This window comes from Pontibacter sp. T17 (assembly GCF_057219875.1).
Genome location: NZ_JBXVVW010000001.1, coordinates 1,288,738 through 1,310,514 on the forward strand (window position 1 = coordinate 1,288,738; position 21,777 = coordinate 1,310,514).

General features: G+C 56.8%; 19 protein-coding genes. 7 read left to right on the forward strand and 12 right to left on the reverse strand.

Going from position 1 to position 21,777, the window contains the following annotated elements; translation table 11 throughout:
• Positions 1–94: 94 nt before the first annotated feature.
• From AC2D8O_RS05665 to AC2D8O_RS05675, 3 genes are read right to left on the reverse strand one after another with little or no spacing between them, the layout of a single operon-like run.
• Entirely contained in the window at positions 95–748 is a 654-nt protein-coding gene (locus AC2D8O_RS05665; RefSeq protein WP_484677824.1) for a LysE family translocator, read from the reverse strand.
• Complete coding sequence (locus tag AC2D8O_RS05670) at positions 748–2,250, reverse strand: carboxypeptidase M32 (RefSeq protein WP_484677825.1); 1,503 nt, start codon at positions 2,248–2,250, stop codon at positions 748–750. The genes AC2D8O_RS05665 and AC2D8O_RS05670 overlap by 1 nt, the downstream gene beginning before the upstream one ends.
• A gap of 39 nt (positions 2,251–2,289) precedes the next feature.
• Entirely contained in the window at positions 2,290–2,679 is a 390-nt protein-coding gene (locus AC2D8O_RS05675; protein WP_484677826.1) for a DUF423 domain-containing protein, read from the reverse strand.
• Between the two features lie 53 nt (positions 2,680–2,732).
• Between AC2D8O_RS05675 and AC2D8O_RS05680 the strand changes: the two genes are divergently transcribed.
• A complete protein-coding gene (locus AC2D8O_RS05680; RefSeq protein ID WP_484677827.1) occupies positions 2,733–3,494 on the forward strand; it encodes an NRDE family protein in 762 nt (253 codons plus the stop codon).
• Positions 3,495–3,584: 90 nt separating this feature from the next.
• On the opposite strand, the gene AC2D8O_RS05685 is transcribed toward AC2D8O_RS05680, so the two are convergent.
• Positions 3,585–5,231 (reverse strand): DUF4139 domain-containing protein, encoded by a 1,647-nt coding sequence (locus tag AC2D8O_RS05685; protein ID WP_484677828.1) that lies wholly within the window; start codon positions 5,229–5,231, stop codon positions 3,585–3,587.
• An 83-nt stretch (positions 5,232–5,314) separates the two neighbouring features.
• A complete protein-coding gene (locus AC2D8O_RS05690) occupies positions 5,315–5,866 on the reverse strand; it encodes a DUF4293 family protein (RefSeq protein WP_484677829.1) in 552 nt (183 codons plus the stop codon).
• Positions 5,867–5,948: 82 nt separating this feature from the next.
• Here AC2D8O_RS05690 and pcaF point away from each other — a divergent pair, with 82 nt between their 5' ends.
• The 3 genes from pcaF (at position 5,949) to AC2D8O_RS05705 (ending at position 9,208) form a co-directional block, all read left to right on the forward strand.
• Entirely contained in the window at positions 5,949–7,148 is a 1,200-nt protein-coding gene (gene pcaF / locus AC2D8O_RS05695; protein ID WP_484677830.1) for a 3-oxoadipyl-CoA thiolase, read from the forward strand.
• Between the two features lie 138 nt (positions 7,149–7,286).
• Complete coding sequence (locus AC2D8O_RS05700; RefSeq protein ID WP_484677831.1) at positions 7,287–8,828, forward strand: hypothetical protein; 1,542 nt, start codon at positions 7,287–7,289, stop codon at positions 8,826–8,828.
• 8 nt (positions 8,829–8,836) lie between these two features.
• Positions 8,837–9,208 carry a cupin domain-containing protein gene (locus tag AC2D8O_RS05705; RefSeq protein ID WP_484677832.1) on the forward strand — a complete coding sequence of 124 codons (372 nt, stop codon included), beginning with the start codon at positions 8,837–8,839 and terminating at the stop codon, positions 9,206–9,208.
• Positions 9,209–9,215: 7 nt separating this feature from the next.
• On the opposite strand, the gene AC2D8O_RS05710 is transcribed toward AC2D8O_RS05705, so the two are convergent.
• From AC2D8O_RS05710 to AC2D8O_RS05720, 3 genes are read right to left on the reverse strand one after another with little or no spacing between them, the layout of a single operon-like run.
• Positions 9,216–9,725 (reverse strand): dihydrofolate reductase, encoded by a 510-nt coding sequence (locus AC2D8O_RS05710; protein ID WP_484677833.1) that lies wholly within the window; start codon positions 9,723–9,725, stop codon positions 9,216–9,218.
• A gap of 37 nt (positions 9,726–9,762) precedes the next feature.
• Complete coding sequence (locus AC2D8O_RS05715; RefSeq protein WP_484677834.1) at positions 9,763–10,566, reverse strand: thymidylate synthase; 804 nt, start codon at positions 10,564–10,566, stop codon at positions 9,763–9,765.
• Positions 10,567–10,568: 2 nt separating this feature from the next.
• The gene (locus tag AC2D8O_RS05720; RefSeq protein ID WP_484677835.1) at positions 10,569–11,753 is read right to left on the reverse strand and encodes a tetratricopeptide repeat protein; all 1,185 of its coding nucleotides are present in this window, start codon (positions 11,751–11,753) and stop codon (positions 10,569–10,571) included.
• Positions 11,754–11,833: 80 nt separating this feature from the next.
• Between AC2D8O_RS05720 and AC2D8O_RS05725 the strand changes: the two genes are divergently transcribed.
• The gene (locus AC2D8O_RS05725) at positions 11,834–12,352 is read left to right on the forward strand and encodes an acyl-CoA thioesterase (RefSeq protein WP_484677836.1); all 519 of its coding nucleotides are present in this window, start codon (positions 11,834–11,836) and stop codon (positions 12,350–12,352) included.
• A gap of 29 nt (positions 12,353–12,381) precedes the next feature.
• Entirely contained in the window at positions 12,382–13,197 is an 816-nt protein-coding gene (locus AC2D8O_RS05730) for a 2,3,4,5-tetrahydropyridine-2,6-dicarboxylate N-succinyltransferase (RefSeq protein ID WP_484678273.1), read from the forward strand.
• Positions 13,198–13,234: 37 nt separating this feature from the next.
• Here the strand turns inward: AC2D8O_RS05730 and AC2D8O_RS05735 are convergent, their stop codons facing one another.
• Both AC2D8O_RS05735 and AC2D8O_RS05740 read right to left on the reverse strand, forming a co-directional pair.
• Positions 13,235–15,049 carry a SpoIIE family protein phosphatase gene (locus AC2D8O_RS05735; RefSeq protein WP_484677837.1) on the reverse strand — a complete coding sequence of 605 codons (1,815 nt, stop codon included), beginning with the start codon at positions 15,047–15,049 and terminating at the stop codon, positions 13,235–13,237.
• 197 nt (positions 15,050–15,246) lie between these two features.
• Positions 15,247–16,326: a redoxin domain-containing protein gene (locus tag AC2D8O_RS05740; protein WP_484677838.1), complete on the reverse strand. Its 1,080-nt coding sequence runs from the start codon at positions 16,324–16,326 to the stop codon at positions 15,247–15,249.
• Between the two features lie 117 nt (positions 16,327–16,443).
• On the opposite strand from AC2D8O_RS05740, the gene AC2D8O_RS05745 reads away from it, so the two are divergent.
• Positions 16,444–19,539, forward strand: a complete 3,096-nt coding sequence (locus AC2D8O_RS05745; protein ID WP_484677839.1) for a glycosyltransferase family 117 protein — start codon at positions 16,444–16,446, stop codon at positions 19,537–19,539.
• Between the two features lie 73 nt (positions 19,540–19,612).
• Here AC2D8O_RS05745 and AC2D8O_RS05750 read toward each other — a convergent pair whose 3' ends face one another.
• Complete coding sequence (locus AC2D8O_RS05750) at positions 19,613–20,485, reverse strand: metal ABC transporter permease (protein WP_484677840.1); 873 nt, start codon at positions 20,483–20,485, stop codon at positions 19,613–19,615.
• Positions 20,486–20,488: 3 nt separating this feature from the next.
• Positions 20,489–21,775 (reverse strand): metal ABC transporter permease, encoded by a 1,287-nt coding sequence (locus AC2D8O_RS05755; RefSeq protein WP_484677841.1) that lies wholly within the window; start codon positions 21,773–21,775, stop codon positions 20,489–20,491.
• Positions 21,776–21,777: the final 2 nt, after the last annotated feature.

The window sequence follows — 21,777 nt, forward strand, 5'->3', positions numbered from 1 at the left end:
TGAAACAGGCATTCCACTATCCCCAAAAAAACAACCGGGGAAAATCGTTTCCCCGGGTTTATGAAGATTTTGTGAATGAGCCAATTATAGCTCGTTACCAAGGGAAAAGCTTCTCAAGCGTGGGGTTTTTGCACCAAACCAGCCACGCCACCCATATGGCAAACCCAATGAATACCCAGCCGATGACTTTGTTGACCAGCACCCGGGTTTCACGCTTTAGGGCGGTTTTTTTGCGCATGGTGATGATACTGATGAGGTTCAGCAGCAGGAATGTGCCCACGGCAACCCCCAGTGAAAAGACAATGAGCGGCTCGCGATAGTCAGACAACAAATCGAAACGGCGCAACTGCGTCGCCACCGACATCCACCAGGGCAGCAGGGTGGGGTTGAGGATGTTGAGGCTGATGCCGAGCCAGAAGAACCCACGTGCACGCTTGAGTGGCACTTCCGGTTCGGTCTCTGGTATTTCTTTTCGAAGGGTGAGGATGCCGATAAGCAGCAGGACCGGGATGCTGACAAGTTGGATTAGCGTGACAATGTGGTCGTTATCCACCACCAGTTCAGACCCCAAAACACCCAAAAGGCAGTAGAAAAGCTCTACAGCGGCACTGCCAAGCGCAATCATGACTGCTGACCGGCGGCCTTCGTTGAGCGTGGCTTTGATGACCGCGAAGTTGACTGGCCCAGTGGGCAGTGACGCAAGGAAAGACGCAACGACACCGATCAGAAAATGCGAAATGTATGTCATCAGGCGGGCAAAGCGGTGGCGTAAACGGTTTCCAGTTTGGTACGGATGTAGCGCAGGAAGTGCGCAGGATTCAGGCCCTCGCCTGTTGCCTGCTGGCACAACTGCTCAGAGTTGTAAAGACGGCCCTTATTCCAGATATGTTGCTTGAGCCAGCGGTTGAGGCTGGAAAAATCGCCAGAGGCAAAGGCTTTTTCCATGTCGGGATTGGCCTTAAGTGCGGCGTCGTAGAACTGTGCGGCATAAAAGCTGCCGAGCGAGTAAGTGGGGAAGTAGCCGAAGCTGCCATGGCTCCAGTGCACGTCCTGCAACACTCCGCGCGCGGCATCGGGTACATCTAGCCCTAGATATTCTTTCACTTTGGCATTCCAGGCTTCGGGCAGTTCTGCTACTTTCAGCTTTCCAGCAATCATGTCGCGTTCCAGTTCGTAGCGCAGAATGATATGCTGGTGGTAAGTGAGCTCATCGGACGAAATGCGGATGAGGTTGGGCTGCACTTTATTGACGGCACGGTACAGGTCCTCAACGGTTTTGCCAGTCAGTTTATCGGCAAACAGCTGGCGGAAGTCGTTGAACCAATACTGGCAGAAGGCCATGCTGCGGGCTACGTTGTTTTCCCAGATACGGCTCTGGCTTTCGTGTATACTGAGCGAGCAGGCTTCTGCACCGGGCATGCCATACCATTCGGGGTTGAGGCCCTGCTCATATAGTGCATGACCACACTCGTGGATGGTGGAGTAAAGCATGTCCTGTATGTCATGCTCGTCCAGCCGGGTAGTGATACGCACATCCTCCATGCCGAAACTGGTGGAGAAGGGGTGCGTGCTGCGGTCCTGTCGGCCACGGTCGAAGTTGAAGCCAAGGGCACGCAGTACTTTCAGCGAGAAATTCCACTGGTCCTGCTCCGATACACGCTGGCGTATCAGTTGGTCGTCTACCTGGCGGGCAGCCGCAACCTGATCGATGAGTTTGCGTAAGGGGGTACGCAGCGGGTTGAAGACGCTGTCCACCATTGCGCAGGTCGCCTCGGGCTCATAGTTGTCCAGCAGGGCATCGTAAGGGTGGGCCGAGAAGCCGTAATAGTTGGCTTCCTGCTGCTGTAGAGCCACCAGCTTTTCAAGATGGGGACGGAAGTGACTGAAGTCGGCGGTGCGCTTGGCGTGTTCCCAGGCAGGCTGCGCTGCTGAGGTCGCACGGGTCATGGTCTCCACGAACTCAGTGGGCAGTTTGGTGGCTTTTTCTACTGCCTTCCATAACTGCTGCACGTTCAGTTGTGCTTCCGGGGGTAACGAAGACACCCCTGCCAGCGCACGCTCGGCCAACGGCTTCAATTTCTCCAGTAGTCGGCTGTGTCGGAGCCCAGCGAGGGTGGCCATCTGGGTGGCCCGACGCTCGCCACTGCCTGGTGCCATGTTTACCTCCAGATCCCAGGACATTATGCCCAGGGCGGCGTTGATGTCGGCCAATACTGCGGCCTCGGTTCGTAATGCTTGAATGTCTGTCATGCGCCCTAAAAGAAAAAAGCGGTCGTCCATCGGGCCGCTTCAGGTGCGTTTGGCACTACAAATTACGAGGAAAAACCAACCAGCGAATACCAGCAGGCCCCCAACGGGCGGAACTGGCTTGAACAACGCCACGCCGCCGATGCGATGCAGATAGATGCTGCCGCAGAACAGCAGCACACCTGCCAGTGTAGACAGTATGCTGAGTCGCAGCCATTGTAAAGGCCAGCTCTGGCGCACCAGCGCTGCAAGTGCCACCAGAAACAGACCATGGATCAGCTGGAACTGCGCTGCCAGCTTTACAGCCTCCAGGGCATCGTGCCCCAGATGTTGCAGTGCGTGCGAGCCAACAGCAGAAAGGATGACGCCCGTGAAGCCCAAGAGGGCACCGGAAAGGAGGGCCAGGCGGCTGAGCGATTCGGCGGTCTTCATGCTGCAATATCCAACATGCGTGGCTTTGCTGGGCAATGAAATAACTTGCATCCATGTGCACCCTTCTTTTTGGCTGGCGCGTACACGCACAGGCGCCGCTGGTGCTGGCCGCCAACCGTGACGAGTTTCTGGAGCGCCCCACTGAGCCCGTGCAGGTGTGGGCGCAGGATACCAATGTGCTAGCCGGACGAGACTTGAGTGCAGGCGGTACGTGGTTGGGTGTTACCCGTACGGGCCGTTGGGCCGCCATCACCAACGTGCGCGAACCCCATAACATTAGAAAGGATGCGCCTTCCCGGGGTGCACTGGTAGCTGATTTTCTGCTGGGGACACAAGCTCCCGGCGACTACCTGGCGGGTCTGGTGCCCACGGCCCACCAGTATAACGGCTTCAACCTGCTGGTGGGGACGATGGAAGAACTGTGGTACTACGGCAATCGCGTGGAGGCGCCCCGGCAGCTGCCCCCTGGCATCTATGGGCTGAGTAATGCCACGCTGGATGTGCCCTGGCCCAAGGTGCAGAGAGGCAAGCAGTGGCTGGCGGAGCTGTTGGAGGCAGAGTCTCTGCCAGGTCCGGAAGTATTGCTGGAGCAGTTGGGCAATCCAACCATCTACCCCGACGAGCAGTTGCCATCCACCGGTGTGCCGATGGAGTGGGAGCGAGGGCTTTCAGCATTATGCATCACGCTGCCCAACTACGGGACCCGTTGTAGCACGACACTGTACCTGCGGGCTGATGGAACACTGCATCTGGCCGAGCAGGTGCGCAAACCCCAGCCCTCCTACACCGAGGTCTGCGCGCCGATGGTTCAGTAGGCATCATTCACCCATTCTTGACAGTTTGATAGAAGCAAAAAGAGCGGGCCATCAGCCCGCTCTTTTTGGTATGCTGATGTTAAAGAACTATCAGTAGGGTGTAACCTGACGGTCTTTCGGATACTTCACTTCGAAGGAGAAGGAGAGTTTCCGGCTTTCGCCAGGCTTCAGTTCCAGTGTCCAGGTAATGCGGCCAGTGAAAGGATTGTACTGCCCGCCATGGCCTTCGGCCAGCTTCACTTCTACCGCCGAATTCTGCGAGACAGGGACGTTGTCTTCAACGGTGATGCGCACGGTTTCCTTCTTGGCATTGCGTACCTCGATGGTGTAGCCACGGGTTTCGCGAATCTGGCTGCCGAGGGTCTTGCGGCTGGTGAAGTCCCGTACCTGCTCACGCTTCACGGGCACACGGGCATCGCGGCCCAGGCCGATGTTAAGGGTGTCGCGGGTGTCTGGCGAAATGGAAGTCTCGGCAATGAAGGCTCCTTCAAAATAAACATTGGCGGTGCCGGGCAGAAGGCCCAGTTGTTCCCAGCCACCAATACGTGCCAGCAGGAAGGCGTCACCATCGTTGCGGGGGTAGGTGTAGTAGCCGTAGTCGGCCTGGGCTTGCAGTTGGCGCACATCTACCTGCCGAGCCTTGCCGTCGGCAGGCAGGTCATAGGGCAGTGAAATATCATACTCTACACTCAACGAGGTCTCGATGGCCGTGACGTAGTCGGTGCTGGTAGTGGCTTCAGGGGCCTCTTCTTCTTCTTCGCCCGACCCAGCCACGGTTACTTCACGCAGTTCCATGGCGTCTTGGGTTGCAGCTGGTGCAGCCTGGGCTTTGGCCGCCCGCATCCGCATGCTGGAACCATAGTTGTTGGGGCTGTAAATGGCGATGTACTGAGGTTCCCATTCAGGCGGTGTACCCCCCTGTGCAGGATTGGCAGTAGAAAGCGAAAGGCGCACCTTGTCCCAATCGCGGCCAGTGTTGTTCAGGACATCCGCTTTCATCAGAATGGTAACAGGCTGTCCCAATGCTGAAACCCGAAGGTCATACCGAGGGGCCCAGGCCGCCCCAGTTGCCAGATACTTAAGCTCCAGGGTCACCTTGGTGGCGGCGGCGGCTTTGAAGGTTACCACTACTTCCTTGGTGGGTTGGTCACGGCCAGCGCGCAGTTGGTTCAGTTCTGCCCGCACGCGACTCATCCGCTTACTGGCTTCGCGCAGCATGCTGGCGTTCTGCATTTTTCCCATGCGCACTTCTGCCAGGCGCTTGCGGTAGATGTCGGCCAGCTTCACGAGGTTATCCACGTTGAGGCCGGTCTCGTCGCCTTTCAACTCGCTGTTCTTGAGCAGCAGTTTTTCTTCTTCCTCCAGCACAAACTGGCGGTCGTTGAGCGCCTGAATGGCTTCAGAAAGATTCTGCACGCTGTCTTCCAGTGCAGTGATGCGGGCGGTGCTGGCGCTGCGGTTCAGGTAGCTGATGCGTTCACTGACCGACTGGATGGTGCCACTGCCGGTGCCAGATACCGTGATGCTGCCTGGAACAAGCGACTGCGGCAGTTTGGTGAAAACCAGCAGGTGAGTACCTGGTTGCACCATTTGGCTGGCGGTTTCGGTGATGGCGGCACGGTCGGGATACACCCGCACCGACTGGATACGGGCATCCAGCAACTTTTCAGCCGGGTCGTTTTGGGCAGATGCCACCAGCGGAAGCAGGCAGCACAGCCAGAGGAGTAGTTTTTTCATGGTTCTTGTTGGAAGAAGAAACAGGGTAGTGCAAGGGGAAGTTAGCAAGAGAACCCGCCTTCAATATCACTGAAAGTAGGTGCTCACCAGAAGCGGTTCATCTGGCGGATGCGTTGTTCGTCGCGGCCAATCTGAATCATGGATACGATCATCAGTACCCAGGCCAGCGCCAGAACGTAGAAACTGACCCCCAGGTGCAAAAAAGGATTGGAGGCCGTGAGCGCAGTATCGGCTTCAGCCAGGCTTTCATGCAGGCGGATGGTATGGAATACCCGCCCTCCAATAAGGAGCGCCACTACCAAGGCGCCAAACTTGGCCAGTGAGCCCTGCCGAGGGCGGTTTTCGTACTGCGAAAGTGCGGCTATTACCAGCAGCAGGCCAACGGCGGTAACAATCAGCAGAAACCAGCCGGTGCCGCTGAGGGGCGGATTGGCAGCCGGGGTTTCCACGAAACGGATAGCGTGAACCAGCAACTCTACTGTGCCACGGTCGGCCGAGAGAGACCATGATGCCAGTGGCAGAAAGAAGCCCAGTGACAACAGCGTGCCAGCCAGTAAGAGCAGCCAGGTTTGCGGACGGAAGAACTCGGGGTTCTGGTAGAAGGGGATACGGGGTTTGCTTTCGGTAGCCGACATCTTTTTCGGTAGGTTTGCGATGAGGGCAAAGTACGTCATTACGCTGCGCCCTGCACCTATCAACTCGTTGAATTCTTCCTGTATGACTGAAGTGTTTCTGGTGGACGCCTGTCGCACCCCATTTGGCAAGTATGGTGGAACACTGGGCTCTGTGCGGCCCGATGATCTGCTGGCCCACGTGCTGAAGGCGCTGATGGCCCGCAACCCCAGCGTGTCGCCTGCTGAGATTGAAGACGTAGTGGCTGGTGCCGCCAATCAGGCTGGAGAAGACAACCGTAACGTGGCCCGTATGGCTGCACTTTTGGCAGGGCTCCCTTTAACAGTGCCTGGCACCACTGTCAATCGCCTGTGTTCCTCCGGTCTTCAGGCTGCAATAGATGCTACCCGTGCCATTCGTAGCGGTGAGGGTGAGATATACATTGCAGGTGGCGTGGAGAGCATGACGCGGGCACCTTTTGTGATGGCGAAGTCAGATGCGGCCTGGAACCGCACGCCGGAGATTTATGATACCACCATCGGCTGGCGATTCACCAATCCGAAACTGGCCGAATTGTACCACCCATACACTATGGGTGAAACAGCCGAAAACGTAGCTGAGCGCTGGAAAATCAGTCGGGAGGAGCAGGACGCTTTCGCTGTAAACTCTCAGCAGAAGTGGGCTGCGGCACACAAAGCGGGCAAGTTTGCCGCAGAACTGGTGCCAGTGAGCATTCCGCAGAAGAAAGGTGACCCTCTGATGTTCCAGACCGACGAGCAGCCCCGTCCGGATACCACGATGGAGACGCTCGGTAAGCTGAAGCCCGCCTTTAAGGCTGGTGGCACGGTGACAGCTGGTAATGCATCAGGCGTAAACGATGGCGCCGCAGCCATGATTCTGGCTTCGGGCGATGCCGTGAAGCGCTTGGGCCTGAAGCCGCTGGCCCGCATTGTCTCTGCGGCAGTGGCAGGTGTAGACCCGGCCATCATGGGCATTGGACCTGTGTTCTCAACCCAGAAGGCACTGCAACGCGCGGGCCTCTCCATTGGCGACATTGACCTGGCCGAACTGAACGAGGCGTTTGCCGCCCAAAGCCTGGCCTGCATCCGCGATATGGGTATTGACCCTGCCCGTGTGAATGTAAACGGCGGTGCCATTGCCATCGGCCACCCGTTAGGTGCCTCAGGTGCACGCATTCTGGGTGCATTGGCACACGAGCTTGTGCGCCAGCAGAAACGCTATGGCCTGGCTACGCTCTGCGTAGGGGTCGGTCAGGGTGTTTCGGTCATCATCGAGCGGGCCTAACTCGCTGGAAATCTACACTCCATGCCCGGCCCTTGGCTGGGCATGTGCGTTTTTACAGCGGCTGTTTCCGGGTATTTGGCCGGGTATGTTGGATTTTTGATGATGGGCAGGTGCATTCTGCCGCCTGACCTCACTGGCATGAAGCAATTTCTTCTCTCTCTGCTGCTGCTCGTCGGCACGTGTATCCCCTATACAGTATCTGCGGCCGACACTCCCGCACAGTATGCCGACAAGCTGAACGAGTTTGTTGAGTCCTACACAGGGGCCACGCTCAAAGACCCTTCCAACAAGGGCGCGCGGCGGCTTTCCATCAAGCTGACCAACCTGCATTCAGACCTGAAAGCCTACAGCCAGGGAAAGCTGGCCAAGAGCAAGCTGCTGGAGCGCCTGACGGAAGCCAGTACAGAAACCAAACGCTACAAAACCCCAACAGCCAAAAAACTGGCTGCACTGCTCGCCGAAATCAAAAAGGAAAGCGCCAAGTGGCCGAGCCGTATGAAGGCGGAGGACAAGCCCGCGGAAAGCAGCAGTGAGGCTACACCCACCGAAGCCTCCTCCACATCAACTGCCACGGAGGAAGCAGGCAGCCAGGAAGAAGCCGCAACTGAAACTACAGTTGCCGAAGAAAATGCTGCCGCCGCTGCCCCTGCTGCCGAAGATGCCTCAGCCAATGAAACCGATGCAGCACCCCAGCCTGTGGCGCAGGCGGGCACTCCCCTCTGGGTTGGGCTTGCCATGCTGCTGATTGTGCTGCTGACAGGAGGTGCTATTTTCCTGCAGCACCGCCAGATTACCGAGCTCAAGCACCAGGTAGAACACCTCTCCATCAGCATGGGCACTGGCGACCCTACATTTGCCGTAAACCGCATGCGCGACAGCCAGATGGAGGAGAGTGCTGCCGCGCTCGAAGCCTTCCGCCAGCAGACCGAAGCCCGCCTGGCAGGCCTGGAAGACCTGGGGCACAAAACCGCCACCAACATGGCCCAGCTTACCGAGCGCATCGCCACGCTGGAAACCACCCTGAAAGTGCAGCACGACAAACTGCACACGCTGGAAGTAAGCTCGCTGGGTGGGGGTGTGGTAGTAGCGCAGACAGCCAACGGAAATGGTGCTGTTGCCACTGCTACCGCAACGGCAACGCTTGTGGCCGATGCGCCTATTCACACTACCGAGGATGTAGAAGTGATGGTGCAGATACTGCGGGGCATTGCCTCCACGACTGGTATTCCCCAGCTTACCGACATCAGCAACCGGCTGATGGGTAAATATTCTCAGATGCTGGCCGGTGAGCAGGTTCAGCCGACCAAAGGTGAAATATCGAGCCTCATCCAGTTTGCCTACATCTCTTCGCAGCTGGAAGAAGCGGTAGAACCCTATCTGTTCCTGACTTCTTTCTATCGCAAAGAGAACATCGTAGCAGAAGACCGCATGGTAGGCCGCATGGCCTTCAGCGAGCACTATGCCGACAATGTTACCTTTGATGACTTCCTCTCAGTCGCTGGGAATCCGACTGCCGAAGGGCCCGACTTTCAGTTGATCCGTCGGACGGTAGAGAACAGTCCGCTCTTGCAGGAGGCGGTGAAGCATACCGTGCTTTACACCCGTTGGCCCACGATTCTGCAGCAGAAAGACGGCGTTAAAACCGTGCTCCAGAAAGGCCGTTACATTGTAAAAGGCTGAGCCACACTATGCCCTATACCTTACAGACCCAACCCTTCCGTGTGCCTACCGACGATGGCAAGGTGATTGAAGAACACTTTGGCCACGCCAGTACGCAGGACGGCCGCTTCAGTATTGCGCACATGATAGCGCCAGCAGGCTGGAGCGAGCCATTCCAGGCGCCCGAGTTCGACGAGGTAACCTACGTCATTCAGGGCCGCAAGCTCATAGAAGTGGCCGAGGGCGAAAAAGTCGAGAAGGTAATTCTGGTGTCTGGGCAGTCGATACTCATTCACGGCGGCACGCGTGTGCGCTACAGCAATCCGTTCGACGAGCCTACTGAGTATCTCTCAGTGTGCGTGCCGGCGTTCTCGCCTGCTACAGTCAACCGCGAGGGCTGAGGCGCTTTCAGCCGCGCTTGCGGATGTACGTCTCGAAAGTATAGGAGTGTGGGTTGCGGCTGTCGGGCATGAAGGGCCGCTCGGCTACCTTCTCCCAGTGGTCTGCTCTCAGCGGATCGAAGAACACATCGGCCTCAAATGTTTCGTGAATGCGTGTCAGGTACACGATGTCTACGATGTCCTTCTCCAGTGCTTCGCTGTAGATCTGTTGTCCGCCGATGATGAAAATCTGGCTGCTGTTTCCTGCTGCGGCCAGGGCTTCTTTCAGGCTGTGCACTACGGTAGCGCCTTCGGCCTGATAATCGCGCTTGTTGGTAATAACAATATTCTGCCGGCCTTTCAGGGGTTTGCCCAGGCTTTCGAAAGTCTTTCGCCCCATTACTACAGGGAAGTCCATCGTCAGCTCCTTGAAGTTTTTCAGGTCGGCAGGCATGTGCCAGGGCATCTTGTTGTCCTTGCCAATGGCCCAGTCATCGGCCACCGCCACAACAATGGCAATGGTTTGGGGTGCAGACATGTCAGTTCAGTTAGTGGGTACGGTGGGTGGTTCGGTTCTACACGGCCACCGGCGCTTTAATGGCCGGGTGCGGGTCGTAGTTCAGCAGTTCTATGTCAGCGTAGGTAAAGTCAAAGACAGAGCGGATGGCTGGGTTAAGGCGCACCTGAGGCAAGGGGCGGTGTTCGCGGGTCAGTTGCAGCTTCGCCTGCTCAAAGTGGTTGGTGTAAAGGTGCACGTCACCCAGCGTCATCACCAGGTCGCCGGACAGCAGCTGCGCGTCCTGTGCTACCATCATCAACAGCAGGCCGTAAGAGGCAATGTTGAACGGCAGCCCCAGAAACACATCGGCACTGCGCTGATACATCTGTAGTGACAACTTGCCGTTGGCCACGTAGAACTGAAACATCATGTGGCAGGGCGGCAGCGCCATTTTGCTGATTTCCCCTGGGTTCCAGGCATTCACAATCAGGCGGCGCGAGTCGGGGTTGCGCTTGATTTCGTTCACTACCCAAGCCAACTGATCCACTTCCTGGCCATCGGTGGTTTGCCAGTGGCGCCACTGCGAGCCATACACTGGTCCCAGATTGCCCTCGGCATCGGCCCATTCATCCCAAATGGACACGCCATTCTCTTTAAGGTAAGCGATGTTGGTTTCGCCTTTGATGAACCACAGCAGTTCGTGCACGATGCTTTTCCAGTGGACCTTCTTGGTGGTGAGCAAGGGAAAGCCGGGGCCTTCGGGCGAAAGGTCATAGCGCAACTGATAGCCGAAGAGGCTGCGGGTGCCTGTGCCGGTACGGTCGGTTTTATCTGCGCCTTTGGCCAGGATTTCTTCCAGCAGTTGGTGATAGTTCTGCATGGTTACTTGCCTTTCTTGGGTGGCTGGGGAGTGTTGTTGGCGGCTGGTGCTGGTGCGGCGCAGTAACGCTTGATGAGCCCTTCGGCCTGTTGCAGGCCCAGTTCCTTGGCTTTGTTCAGGTCGGCGCAGGCGATGTTGGGCAGGTTCAGTTGCAGGTGAGTAAGTGCGCGCAGCAGGTAAGCTGGCCCGTAGAGGCCGTCCATCTGAATGGCATTGTTGAGGTCAGGCAACGACTCCTGGTAGCGTTTCAGGTTGTAATAGGCATTGGCTCTGTTGGTATACATCTCGGCGGTGGGGTTCAGCTCCAGTGCGCGGGTAGCATCGTTGATGGTCACCTCATATTCTTTCATCTGCAACGAGCACTGGGCACGCAGGGCATAGGCATTGCCCGAGATGGCGTTGTATTTGAGTACGCTATCGCACAGTGCACGCGCATCGGTATAGCGCATGGCATCGTAGCGCAGGCCGGCCAGTGCAAAGTAGGCCGCGGGGTTTTCCCGCTGTGTGGCCAGCGACTGCTGAAAGGCAGCTTCGGCACCTTCTACATCTTTCAGCAGCAGGCGGGCGGTGCCCAGGTGCACATAGGCTTCGCTGTTTTTGGGGTCAATTTGAATGGCGCGCTCAAGGTCCGTGCGAGCGGGCAGCAGTTTGTCTTCAGCCATGAAGCAGAGGCCGCGCAGTACCATCACTTCGGCATCATCAGGCTTCTGGCTGATGACGCGGTCGAAGTCGGCTCTGGCTTTGGCATATTCGCCGCGGGCATACAGGAGGTTGCCGCGGTTGAAGAAGTGGTCTGGGTTATTGGGTTGCAATTGAATCAGCCGATCGTACTCTGCAATGGCGGCTATTTTGCTGTAAAATTGTCCGTAAAGTGCAGCCCGGAAGGACAGCGCATCAACGTTGTTGGAATCAAGAGACAGGGCTTTATTAGCAGAGGCTATTGCGTACTGCATGCCTCCCGGCGAATTGACAAGTACCTGCGCCAACTCTACATAAATTTTCGGGTTGGTGCTGTCAGCTTTCAGCACCTCGGCATACAGCTTTACGGCTTCGTTGAACTGGAAAGCTTTGGCAGCGGCGCGTGCTTTTTCCAGGTTTTCCGCAGTACTCTGGGCATGGGCAAAAAGCGCTGAAAACACGAGCAAGCCCGTGACCGCCAGTCGAATGAGAGTGGTATTACGCATCATAGTATCCTGACAAATCTACGCAAAAGCCCGACTGGCAGCGGCACTGCCGGTGGAGGAGGGGAATGGTGTAGTTTTGCGGCATGAAAGCCAAAACTCCGAGTCAGAGCCTGGCGCAGATGACCGAAATGGTCATGCCAAACGACACCAATACCCTTGGCAAGTTGCTGGGGGGGCGTCTGCTGCACTGGATGGACATCGTTGCTGCCATTGCGGCGGGCCGACACGCCAACCGGGTAGTGGTCACTGCCGCGGTGGACTTCGTGGACTTCAAGTCGCCCATCGAACTGGCTGAAGTGGTGGTAATGAATGCCCAGGTAACCCGTGCATTCACCACCTCTATGGAGATCAAGGTGACGGTGTATGCCGAAAACCATATTGCCGATCAGCGGCGCCTGACCCACCATGCCTATTTCACTTTTGTGGCAGTAGACCAACTGGGCCGCCCTATCCCCATCAATCCGCTTACTCCGGAGACTGAAGAGGAAAAGCAGGAGTACGAGCAGGCCGCCAAGCGTCGTGAACTGCGTTTGATTTTGGCGGGCAAAATGAAGCCCGAAGAGGCACAGTATCCCCACCAACCCCTAACCAGCATTAAGTAACCGAAATGGATGTGCAACAACTAACCGCGCTGCAACAGCGCGTGGAGGCCGCCTGGAACGACCGCTCGCTGCTACAGGCTGACAACTACCGCGGTGCTGTGGAAACCGTGCTGGACCTGCTGGACAATGGCACTCTGCGTGTAGCTAGCCCGCCTGCTGTCCCCGAAGGTGAATGGACAGTGCATGCTTGGGTGAAGCAGGCGGTGCTGTTGTATTTCGGCATACGTCAGATGGCAGTGGCCGAAGCTGGCCCAATGGAGTTTCACGACAAGATTCCGTTGAAGCGCAACCACGCCAAGTCGGGCATCCGGGTAGTGCCACCGGCTGTGGCCCGCCACGGCAGCTACATTGCGCCAGGTGTCATTCTGATGCCGGGCTACGTCAACATTGGTGCCTATGTAGACAGCGGCACCATGGTAGATACCTGGGCTACTGTAGGCTCCTGCGCCCAGATTGGCAAGAATGTTCACCTGAGTGGTGGGGTAGGCATCGGTGGCGTACTGGAACCGCCACAGGCTGCGCCAGTCATAATTGAGGATGGCGCATTTATCGGCAGCCGCTGTATTGTGGTAGAGGGCGTGCGTGTGGGCGCCGAAGCCGTACTGGGGGCTGGCGTGGTACTGACAGCGAGTACGCACATCATTGATGTTACTGGCCCGCAGCCAGTCATCCTGAGGGGGCATGTGCCCGCCCGCAGTGTCGTGATTCCAGGCAGCTACCCCAAGGAGTTCCCTGCCGGTACTTACCACGTGCCCTGTGCCCTGATCATTGGCCAGCGCAAACCAAGCACCGACCTCAAGACCAGCCTGAACGACGCACTGCGCGAGTTCAGCGTTGCCGTCTGATCCTCGTGCAGTACAGTCTTCAGTCTTCACCGTCACCTCAGCCCGCGTATTGCAGGCTGAGGATGGCGATGTCGTCTGTTTGTGGTAGAATGGGGCCTTTCCAGTCTTCCAGCGCTTTGGCCAGAAGGCCGGGGTGTTCTTCGGCAGGATGACGGGCAATGGCTGCCAGCAGCTCACGCACAGCTGCACGACCCAGCTTGCGGGGCGGATGCTCTTTGCCGCCGTGCTGGTCGCTGAAACCGTCGGACATCAGGTAGAGTGTATCGCCGGGCAGCACTTCAAAGTGCTCGCTGGTAAAGGCTGTATTGCCGTGCAGAGTGCCACCTATGGGCCTGCGGGTGGCAGTCTTCTCAATCAATTCGCCGTTACGCACGAGAATGGCTGAGCGCATGGCCGAGCCGACAGTGACGGTATTGCGCCCCTCAGTCAGTGCGATGATAGACATCTCGATGGAGTCCTGCGTACTGCCCGTCTGGTCCTGGTGCAGGGTGCGGCGCACTTCGGCATCCAGTTCGTCCAGTAGGGAGGCGGGCTCTATCATGCCGCGGTCTTCTACCAGTTTGGTGAGCGTCGTAAGGCCAATGATGGACATGAACGCGCCGGGCACACCGTGGCCCGAGCCATCGCCAAGTGACAGCAACAGCTTGTTTTTCCATTTGCCCAGCCACACGAAGTCACCTGAGACCTTGTCTTTCGGGCGGAAGAAGACACCGGCCTTCCAGCCCGTGGGCAGGTTCAGATTGACGGTAGCCTGATCAGGAATCATGGCCTCCTGGATACGCTGGGCATAGTCTACGGAGTCCTGCAGCTCGTGTTTCTTCTCTTCCACCTGGTTCTCCAGGGCTTCACGGGCATTTTCCAGTTGTGCCTGCAGGGCTTTCTGCTCGGTGATGTCGAAACGCACACCGATGTACTTCACGGGCTTGCCCTCTGGCCCCAGTACGGGTGTAATAGTAGCAGCAACCCAGTAGTAACTGCCGTCTTTGGCGCGGTTCTTTACCTCACCGCGCCAGTATTCGCCCCGGCTGATGGTCTTCCACAGGTTCTGGAACACTTCATCGGGCTGGTGACCACTTTTCAGCATGCGGTGGTTTTGCCCCAGCAGTTCCAGCCGATGATATTTTGCGGTGGCACAGAACGTGTCGTTGACATAGGTGATGGTGCCCTGCAGGTCGGTTTCCGACACGATGGCGGCGTTATTGAGCGCAGTGATCTGGCCACGGAGTTCCAGCTGCGTTTTGTCCAGTTCTTCGGCGGTAGCAGCTACTTCTTCAAGGGTCTGTTGCAGTTCTTCCTCATGCATCTGAAGCTCCTCATAGGCCTGCTTCAGCTCTTCTTCCTGCTGTTTCTGCTCAGTGATGTCGTAGCGTACCGACACATATTTTACTGGCTTGCCAGTGGTGATGTCCAGTATAGGCGTGATAGTGGCGGCTACCCAGTAGTAAGTGCCATCTTTGGCTTTGTTCTTCACAATGCCCTTCCACATTTTGCCCTTAGAGATGGTTTTCCAGAGTTCGACAAAGATTTCGTCGGGCTGGTGGCCGCTCTTCAGGATTCGGTGGTTCTGTCCCAGTAGCTCGTCCAGACTGTATTTGGCTACCCGGCAGAAGGTCTCGTTGGCGAAGGTGATGTTCCCTTCGAGGTCAGTCTCTGATACGATAGCGGAATTATGCAGGGCACTGAGTTGACCCATCAACTCCTGTTGCAGCTTCTGGTAGAGGGCGGCTTCGTTGGCGGCCAGCACCTGCGCATGGTTAGGCTCGCTGTTGCTGAGTTGTTCTTTTTCGGCGGTTGTGGCACTGCGGTCGGTGGCAGGGCCCCGGAACCAAGAGAACAGGGTTTTTACGTCCATGGCGATGCTTGTGAGGAGTTGTTTGTTTGACCGCACAAACATGAACCCCTCCACAGGGCAAAACCCTGATTTCCATCAGGAAAAAGGATGATTGCCTAACCAATAGGCCAAATTCAGTGTAAATACCGGACGCTCTTAGGCTATTTTAACTACCAAGTTGCCCTTACTCTTGTACGGTAGATACTAGTAGAAAGGTGTTACTTAAGGTCTTTCAGGTATTCGAAAATACCAGCCGGGTTCAGAAATTCACCCACACGGTCGGGCCGCGAAGTGTAACGAACAGTGCCGGTTTTGTCTACCAGGAACGAAGCGGGTAGTGGCATTGGGGCAACACCAGGGCGTTTGGCTGGCTTGTAGCGCGAGGAAAAGAAATTACGGTAGTCATCGATTTCCACGCCGTAAGTGGCCGCCATGCGTAGTTTGTCATCGGAAAGCAGACGGTAATCGAGTCCAAGCTTCAGCACCATGGTTTTGTTTACTCCGACAGGATCAGGGCCCACGGCAATGAGCAGGATGTCTTTTTCCTGAAACCGCTGATTGAACTTCTCATAGGTACGGAGCATCATATGGCAGTGTGGGCACCAGTCGCCACGCACGAAAAGCAGCAGGATGTTGCGCTGGCCACGAAAGCTGCTCAGTCGAACAGGATTGCCGTTTTCATCTGGCAACTCAAAGTCTGGCGCCAGGTCACCGGGGTTCACCTGGTAGCCTCTGCGGGTAAACCGAAGCAGTTGCAGCCCTTCGTCTACATACTGGAACGTCATGATGCCCGCAAAGAAGAAATTCACAAGCGGCAACAGCAGGGCGACTACTTTGAGCCCCCAGCCGGGCGCAGCCACAATGGCCATGACCCAGCAGGCAAACATGAAGAACGACAGCCCAAGCTCAAAGAAAATAAAGCGGGTGTGGGTGAAGAATCGAAAGAAGTAAAGCCGCGCCAGGTAAATAACTGCCGTAAGGGCCAGTGTCCATGACATCCAGTGCTGTGTGACGCCTGACAGCCGAAGTGCCCGTTCGAACAGGACAGCCGCAATGAGGGTTGCCAGCAAAACACCTGCAAACTGTGCGTCCTTTGTAATGCGGCGGAGTGCCAGTGCCAGCTTCCAATAGCCGTACTGACAGGGAATAAGCGCGATTAGCACAGCCACCAGCGACTGTTGGCCGATTACGCCTATTGCGAAGGAAAGCAGCATCAGCCCGTAGCCAATGTAGGTGTCTCGGTAGGTATGCTCGCCTTCCAGCTGCGGCGTTTGAGCAAGGGTGGTGTCGGTAGTCATTGGGGAGGTTGAGGCATCTGAATTTACGGAATTGTTCAGGCTTTGGTTTTCCCCGGTTCATGCCGTGGAAGAAGTGCTATTTTTGTCGCTTCCGTAGCGAACTGATATTCTGTTCAGATGAAGTATAGACTAGCGAACAACCTTGCCGGATGGGGCGTTTTCCTCGTGGCAATGGTTGCTTATCTGCTGACAGTAGCACCTACTGCCAGTTTCTGGGACTGTGGCGAGTTTATCGCTACCGCCAACGAATTGGAAGTCCCACACCCGCCAGGAGCACCACTCTTTCTGATGATGGGCCGCTTCTTCGCCATGTTTGCACCAGACCCCACCCAAGTGGCGCTGATGGTGAACCTGGTGTCGGTGGTGATGAGCGCCCTGCTGGCACTTTTCATCTGCTGGACGACGACCATGCTGGCCAAGAAGATTCTGGCCCCCGATACAGCCGAGCCCGAAGGCACTGCCAAGCTTACCATTCTGCTGTCAGGTATTGTGGCAGGCCTTACCTGTACGTTTCTGGATACGGTGTGGTTCAATGCGGTAGAGGCCGAAGTATACGCGGCCAGCTCGGCTTTCACGGCCTGCACCTTCTGGCTGATGATGAAGTGGGAAGCCCGCGCCGATGAGCCCGATAACCTTAAATGGATTGTGCTGGTGGCATTTGTCATTGGGTTGTCTGTAGGTGTGCATCTGCTGCCCCTGCTTACCATCCCAGCGCTGGTGCTCATTTACTACTTCCGTAAGTACGAGTACAGCTTCTGGAGCATGGTGCTGGCCCTGGGCATCAGCGTAGTGATTCTGGTGGTGGTCCAGTATGGCGTGGTGCAGAAGAGCTGGGACGTTGCCTGGGCCTTTGAGCGGTTCTTCACTGGCTCTGAAGCCTACGATGGTTCGAACAAGAAGGGCTTGGGTATGCCGTACGGTACTGGCACGTTCATTTTTGCCCTGCTATTGCTTGGTGGTTTGGGCTTTGGCATCTGGTACAGCCACAAAAAGGGCAACGCCCTGCTCAACGTATCGCTGATGTCGGTGCTGATGATTTACATCGGCTTCTCTTCCTATGCGGTCATTGCCATTCGCTCCAATGCCAATCCGCCAATCGACCAGAACCACCCAGGTAACCTCATCAACTTCCTGAGCTATCTGAAACGCGAGCAGTACGGGAACACCCCGCTGCTGTACGGGCAGATGTACAACAGTGAGCCCATCGGCACAGTAAATCTGGAGCCGCTCTACTTCAAACTCTCCACCCGCGACCGCTACATTCAGGAGGGACAGAAGCAGGACTATAAGTATGAGCCCAGCACGCTGCGCTTTTTCCCGCGCATGCATAACCGCGAGCATTATGCCAGCGGTCCTTTCGGCTACAGCACCTTCGTGAAGAACAAAGGCGCTGACCCCAACAACCCAATGGACGATAAGCCTACTGGCCGCGAAAACCTGGCGTTCTTCTTCCAGTATCAGGTGTATCACATGTATTTCCGCTACCTGCTGTGGAACTACGTGGGCCGCGAAAGCGACATTCAACACGCAGATTGGGAATCGGGCCTGAACTTCCAGGAACTCCGCGATATGCCCAAGGAGATGCGCGAAAGCCGCACCCGCAACCACTACTTCTTCCTGCCGCTCATCATCGCGCTGCTGGGCTTCCTCTGGCACATGCAGTATGACTCCAAGCGGTTCTTCGCCGTTTTTATGCTTTTCCTGTTCACGGGTTTAATGATTGTGCTGTACCTGAATCAGGTGGCACAGGAGCCCCGTGAGCGTGATTATGCTTTCGTTGGTTCTTATCACACCCTGGCCATCTGGTCTGGGCTGGGGGTAGCAGCCATCGCAACCCTTCTACATCGTGCAGGTCGAATGGCACCGGTCATTGCAGGCGTGGTGTGTCTTGCCGGTTCGCCTGCGATTCTGCTGGCCGAAAACTGGGACGACCATAACCGTACTGGCGTGTATGTGCCCCCGGACAGCGCCTACAACCTGCTGAACAGCTGCGACCCTAACGCCATTCTTTTCACCAATGGCGACAACGATACCTTCCCGCTCTGGTACTTACAGGAAGTAGAAGGCGTGCGTACAGACGTTCGGGTGGTAAACCTCTCGCTGTTGAACACCGACTGGTATATTCACCAGCTGAAGCACCAGAAGTGGAACGAGTCGGAGCCGCTGCCCATCAGTGTGGACGAGAACTTCTACATGGGTGAGCGCAATGCGGCGGTGCCCTTCCCTGCGCGTTCGTTCAACGTTCCTTTCGAAACCGAGCAACTCGTGAAGGCGGGTGTTCTCAGTGCAGAGCAGGCCGCACGGTCTACTGGCTTCATGTCTTTTGAAGTACGCCCCCGCGGCTCGAAAGACAACCCTTACTTGATGAAGCAGGATCTGATGGTGTTGGACATGCTGCTTACCAACGCCAAGAATGGCTGGAACCGTCCTATCTACTTCGCCAATACCGTGGGGCGCTCCAGCTTTATCGGGCTGGAAGGCTACTTCGAGATGCACTCGCTGGCCTACCGCATTCTGCCTGTGAAGCCAGCTGCTGTAGACCCAATGATGGGCTATGGTGGCATCAACCTTCCCAAGACCTACGACCGTCTGGTGACCAATGGCAAGTACCGGGGGCTCAACGACCCCAACATTTTCTTCGGCGAAAACATCGACCGAATGGTAGGCAACTACCGCGCCAGCCTGATGCGGCTGTCCAGTGCCCTGCTCGACGAGGCCGAACGCCTGGAGGATCAGCATCCCGTTGCTGCTTCCAGCGCAGGTCGCTCGGAGCAGAAGCGTAATCCTGAGATCCAGTCGCGTATTGATTCGCTGAAGACGAAGTCGAAGGAAGTCATCGCCTTTACCGAAAACACCATCACTGAGCAGGCTATTCCTGTTACCCCTTCGTCGCGCCTGTACTCAGCCGTGATGTATGACCGCATGGGCAACCGTGCACAGGCCCTCGCCGAGCTGCAGAAGCTGGAAGAGGAGTGTGCACCGCGTCTGCAATACCTGCTGAAGTACTACACGCTGATCGAGAGCCGCGACGATATGTCGTATTTCCTCGATCAGGCCCTGGGCTTCTATGTCCGTGCGGGTGAGTACGACAAGGCCAAGGCACTGGCCACGCGCATGTTCCAGATTACCGGTAACACTGTGTATAGCGACCTCATCAAGCAGATTGAGAATCCACAGGCTGCACCAGGTCAGCAGGCTCCACAGGGCCGCTGATACAGTTAGTTGTGCTTCCATACCCGAAAGGCCAGCTTAAAGCTGGCCTTTCGTTTTGCGGGCGTATGCCTGTTCAGGCTGTGGTAGTCGTTTCGCGCTGCCGCAATCTGAGGCGGAGGCGATGAAACATTACGCTGAGGGCAAACAATACGCCGGCCACAGTAGCCATGGCACCTGCGATGGATCCATCGATTTCAGCGGCGAGGTAGTAGCCGCCTGCTGAACTTGCAATGCCTGCAACAACAGCCAGCAATAGCATGATAGACAGTCGCTTAGCCAGTAGCTGGGCGGTGGCGGCTGGTACAATCAGCAATGCCACCACCAGAATGGCGCCCACACTCTCAAAGGCTGCCACTGTTACCAGCGACACCAGCGCCATCAGGCTGTAATGCCACACCTGCGTGCGGAGCCCCAGTGTATGAGCAAAGCCAGGATCGAAGGTGGTGAGTTGCAGTTGCTTGAAGAACACCGCAACAAACAGGGCCACCAGCAGCAGCACTCCGCTGCCTATCCATACGGCACGCGGGCCCAGGTCTGTTCCAGCGGGTGTGAGAATGCGGTCCAGTGGTACGTAGGCGATTTCGCCGTAGAGCACGCACTCCTGGTCCAGGTCTACGTTGCCTGCAAACACCGTGAGCAGCACCACACCCACCGCAAACAGTGCAGTGAACGACAGCCCAATGCTGGCGTCGGCAGGCAGGCGTCCGGTGCGTTGGAGAAATTCGATGAGCAGGGTAGTGGCTACTCCTACGGCTGCGGCACCTGCCAGCATGGTGAAGGGCTCGCGGCTGCCACTGGCCAAAAAGGCCAGTACAATGCCCGGCAGCACTGCATGGCTGATGGCATCGCCTACCAGGGCCATACGTCTCAACACCAGAAAGCAGCCCAGCAGTGCGCAACTGCTTGCCACCAACATGCCAGTGAGGATAATCCAGAACGTATCCATGTGTCAGTAGGGGATGGTACGGTCGTGTGGGTCGGCTGTCGGCTTGTTGAGAATCTGTTCCAGTTCCGCTTCCAGCTCCGGGGTAATCAGGTGTTCAAGTGTCTCTGCATCATCGTGCACGTGGTCGGCAGGAATACGCAGGGCGTGCATCAGGTAGGCTTCCCACAGGCGATGCAGTTTCACAACCCGGCGTGCCCGTTGCATACCTTCAGCTGTCAGTTGGTAGCCCTCGGTATGAAAACTTACCAGGCCTTCGGCTTTCAGCTGCCGCAGACCTTTCATGAGGCTGTCAGGCTCCAGGCCTGTATGGCGGCGCAGTACATCCACGAAGGCAAAGCGCGTGTTCCCTGTCGGCGTTTCTCCCAGGTGATACAGCGTTTTCAGGATGTTTTCGCCAAGGATCTGTCGCCGATTGGCGCGTTGTTTCTGCCAGCGGGCCAGTATGCCACGATTTGGCGCAAAAATCAGCACCACTCCGGCAATAAGCGTAAGGAACAGCACTACCCAAGGCCCTGTCGGCATTTGCGGAAACTGATATGACACATAAGTGCCGGCAATGCCCGAGACTACACCGAACAGCCCTGCCAGAAACAGCAGTTTACCCAGATGATGGGTCAACTGGCGGGCTGCTACGCCAGGTGTTATCAATACGGCCGCCATCAACACAACACCCACGGCCTGAATACCTACTACTACGGCCAGCACGCTCAGGGTAGTAAGCAGCAGTTCCAGCAGGCGCACGGGCAGCCCCAGCGAGCGGGCATAGTCGGCGTCAAAGCAGAGTAGTGTCAGTTCTTTCCGGAAGGCCATTACGGTAATCAAGAGCAGGGCGGCCACCATACCGAAGGTCAGTACGTCGTCGGCTGTGAGGGTAGCTGCCTTGCCGAACAGGAACTTATCGAGGCCACTTTGGGCAGCGTTGCCCGCGCGTTGGATGTACGTCAGCAACAGTATGCCTAACCCAAAGCCTACGCTCAGCACAATGCCGATAGCTGTGTCGGGCTTGATGGGCGTGTGGTTGCTGAGATAATCGACAATGACGATACTAATCCAGCCGGCAATGAAAGCCCCCAGCAGCAGGGCCCAGGGGCTTTTGTCGCCCTGAAGGAGAAACGCCACACAGATGCCAGGCAGGATGGCGTGTGCCACGGCATCGCCCAGCAAGGCACGGCCCCGCAGCAGCGTGAACGTGCCCACCACCGACGCACTGCCGCACAGCAGCAGAATGCCAATCACCACATAGCGGGTATTGGGCTCGGCCAGTGAGAGAAAGCGCAGCAGGTCTTCCATAT

Bases quoted from the DNA above. Each gene is read 5' to 3' on its own strand.
- AC2D8O_RS05710 (WP_484677833.1), bottom strand. From the start codon at position 9,725: ATGTCTGCACCCCAAACCATTGCCATTGTTGTGGCGGTGGCCGATGAC.
- AC2D8O_RS05750 (WP_484677840.1), bottom strand. From the start codon at position 20,485: ATGGATACGTTCTGGATTATCCTCACTGGCATGTTGGTGGCAAGCAGT.
- AC2D8O_RS05755 (WP_484677841.1), bottom strand. From the start codon at position 21,775: ATGGAAGACCTGCTGCGCTTTCTCTCACTGGCCGAGCCCAATACCCGC.
- AC2D8O_RS05680 (WP_484677827.1), top strand. From the start codon at position 2,733: ATGTGCACCCTTCTTTTTGGCTGGCGCGTACACGCACAGGCGCCGCTG.
- AC2D8O_RS05685 (WP_484677828.1), bottom strand. From the start codon at position 5,231: ATGAAAAAACTACTCCTCTGGCTGTGCTGCCTGCTTCCGCTGGTGGCA.
- AC2D8O_RS05735 (WP_484677837.1), bottom strand. From the start codon at position 15,049: ATGGACGTAAAAACCCTGTTCTCTTGGTTCCGGGGCCCTGCCACCGAC.
- AC2D8O_RS05715 (WP_484677834.1), bottom strand. From the start codon at position 10,566: ATGCAGAACTATCACCAACTGCTGGAAGAAATCCTGGCCAAAGGCGCA.
- AC2D8O_RS05665 (WP_484677824.1), bottom strand. From the start codon at position 748: ATGACATACATTTCGCATTTTCTGATCGGTGTCGTTGCGTCTTTCCTT.
- AC2D8O_RS05705 (WP_484677832.1), top strand. From the start codon at position 8,837: ATGCCCTATACCTTACAGACCCAACCCTTCCGTGTGCCTACCGACGAT.
- AC2D8O_RS05670 (WP_484677825.1), bottom strand. From the start codon at position 2,250: ATGACAGACATTCAAGCATTACGAACCGAGGCCGCAGTATTGGCCGAC.
- AC2D8O_RS05745 (WP_484677839.1), top strand. From the start codon at position 16,444: ATGAAGTATAGACTAGCGAACAACCTTGCCGGATGGGGCGTTTTCCTC.
- AC2D8O_RS05740 (WP_484677838.1), bottom strand. From the start codon at position 16,326: ATGACTACCGACACCACCCTTGCTCAAACGCCGCAGCTGGAAGGCGAG.
- pcaF (WP_484677830.1), top strand. From the start codon at position 5,949: ATGACTGAAGTGTTTCTGGTGGACGCCTGTCGCACCCCATTTGGCAAG.
- AC2D8O_RS05675 (WP_484677826.1), bottom strand. From the start codon at position 2,679: ATGAAGACCGCCGAATCGCTCAGCCGCCTGGCCCTCCTTTCCGGTGCC.
- AC2D8O_RS05725 (WP_484677836.1), top strand. From the start codon at position 11,834: ATGAAAGCCAAAACTCCGAGTCAGAGCCTGGCGCAGATGACCGAAATG.
- AC2D8O_RS05720 (WP_484677835.1), bottom strand. From the start codon at position 11,753: ATGATGCGTAATACCACTCTCATTCGACTGGCGGTCACGGGCTTGCTC.
- AC2D8O_RS05700 (WP_484677831.1), top strand. From the start codon at position 7,287: ATGAAGCAATTTCTTCTCTCTCTGCTGCTGCTCGTCGGCACGTGTATC.
- AC2D8O_RS05690 (WP_484677829.1), bottom strand. From the start codon at position 5,866: ATGTCGGCTACCGAAAGCAAACCCCGTATCCCCTTCTACCAGAACCCC.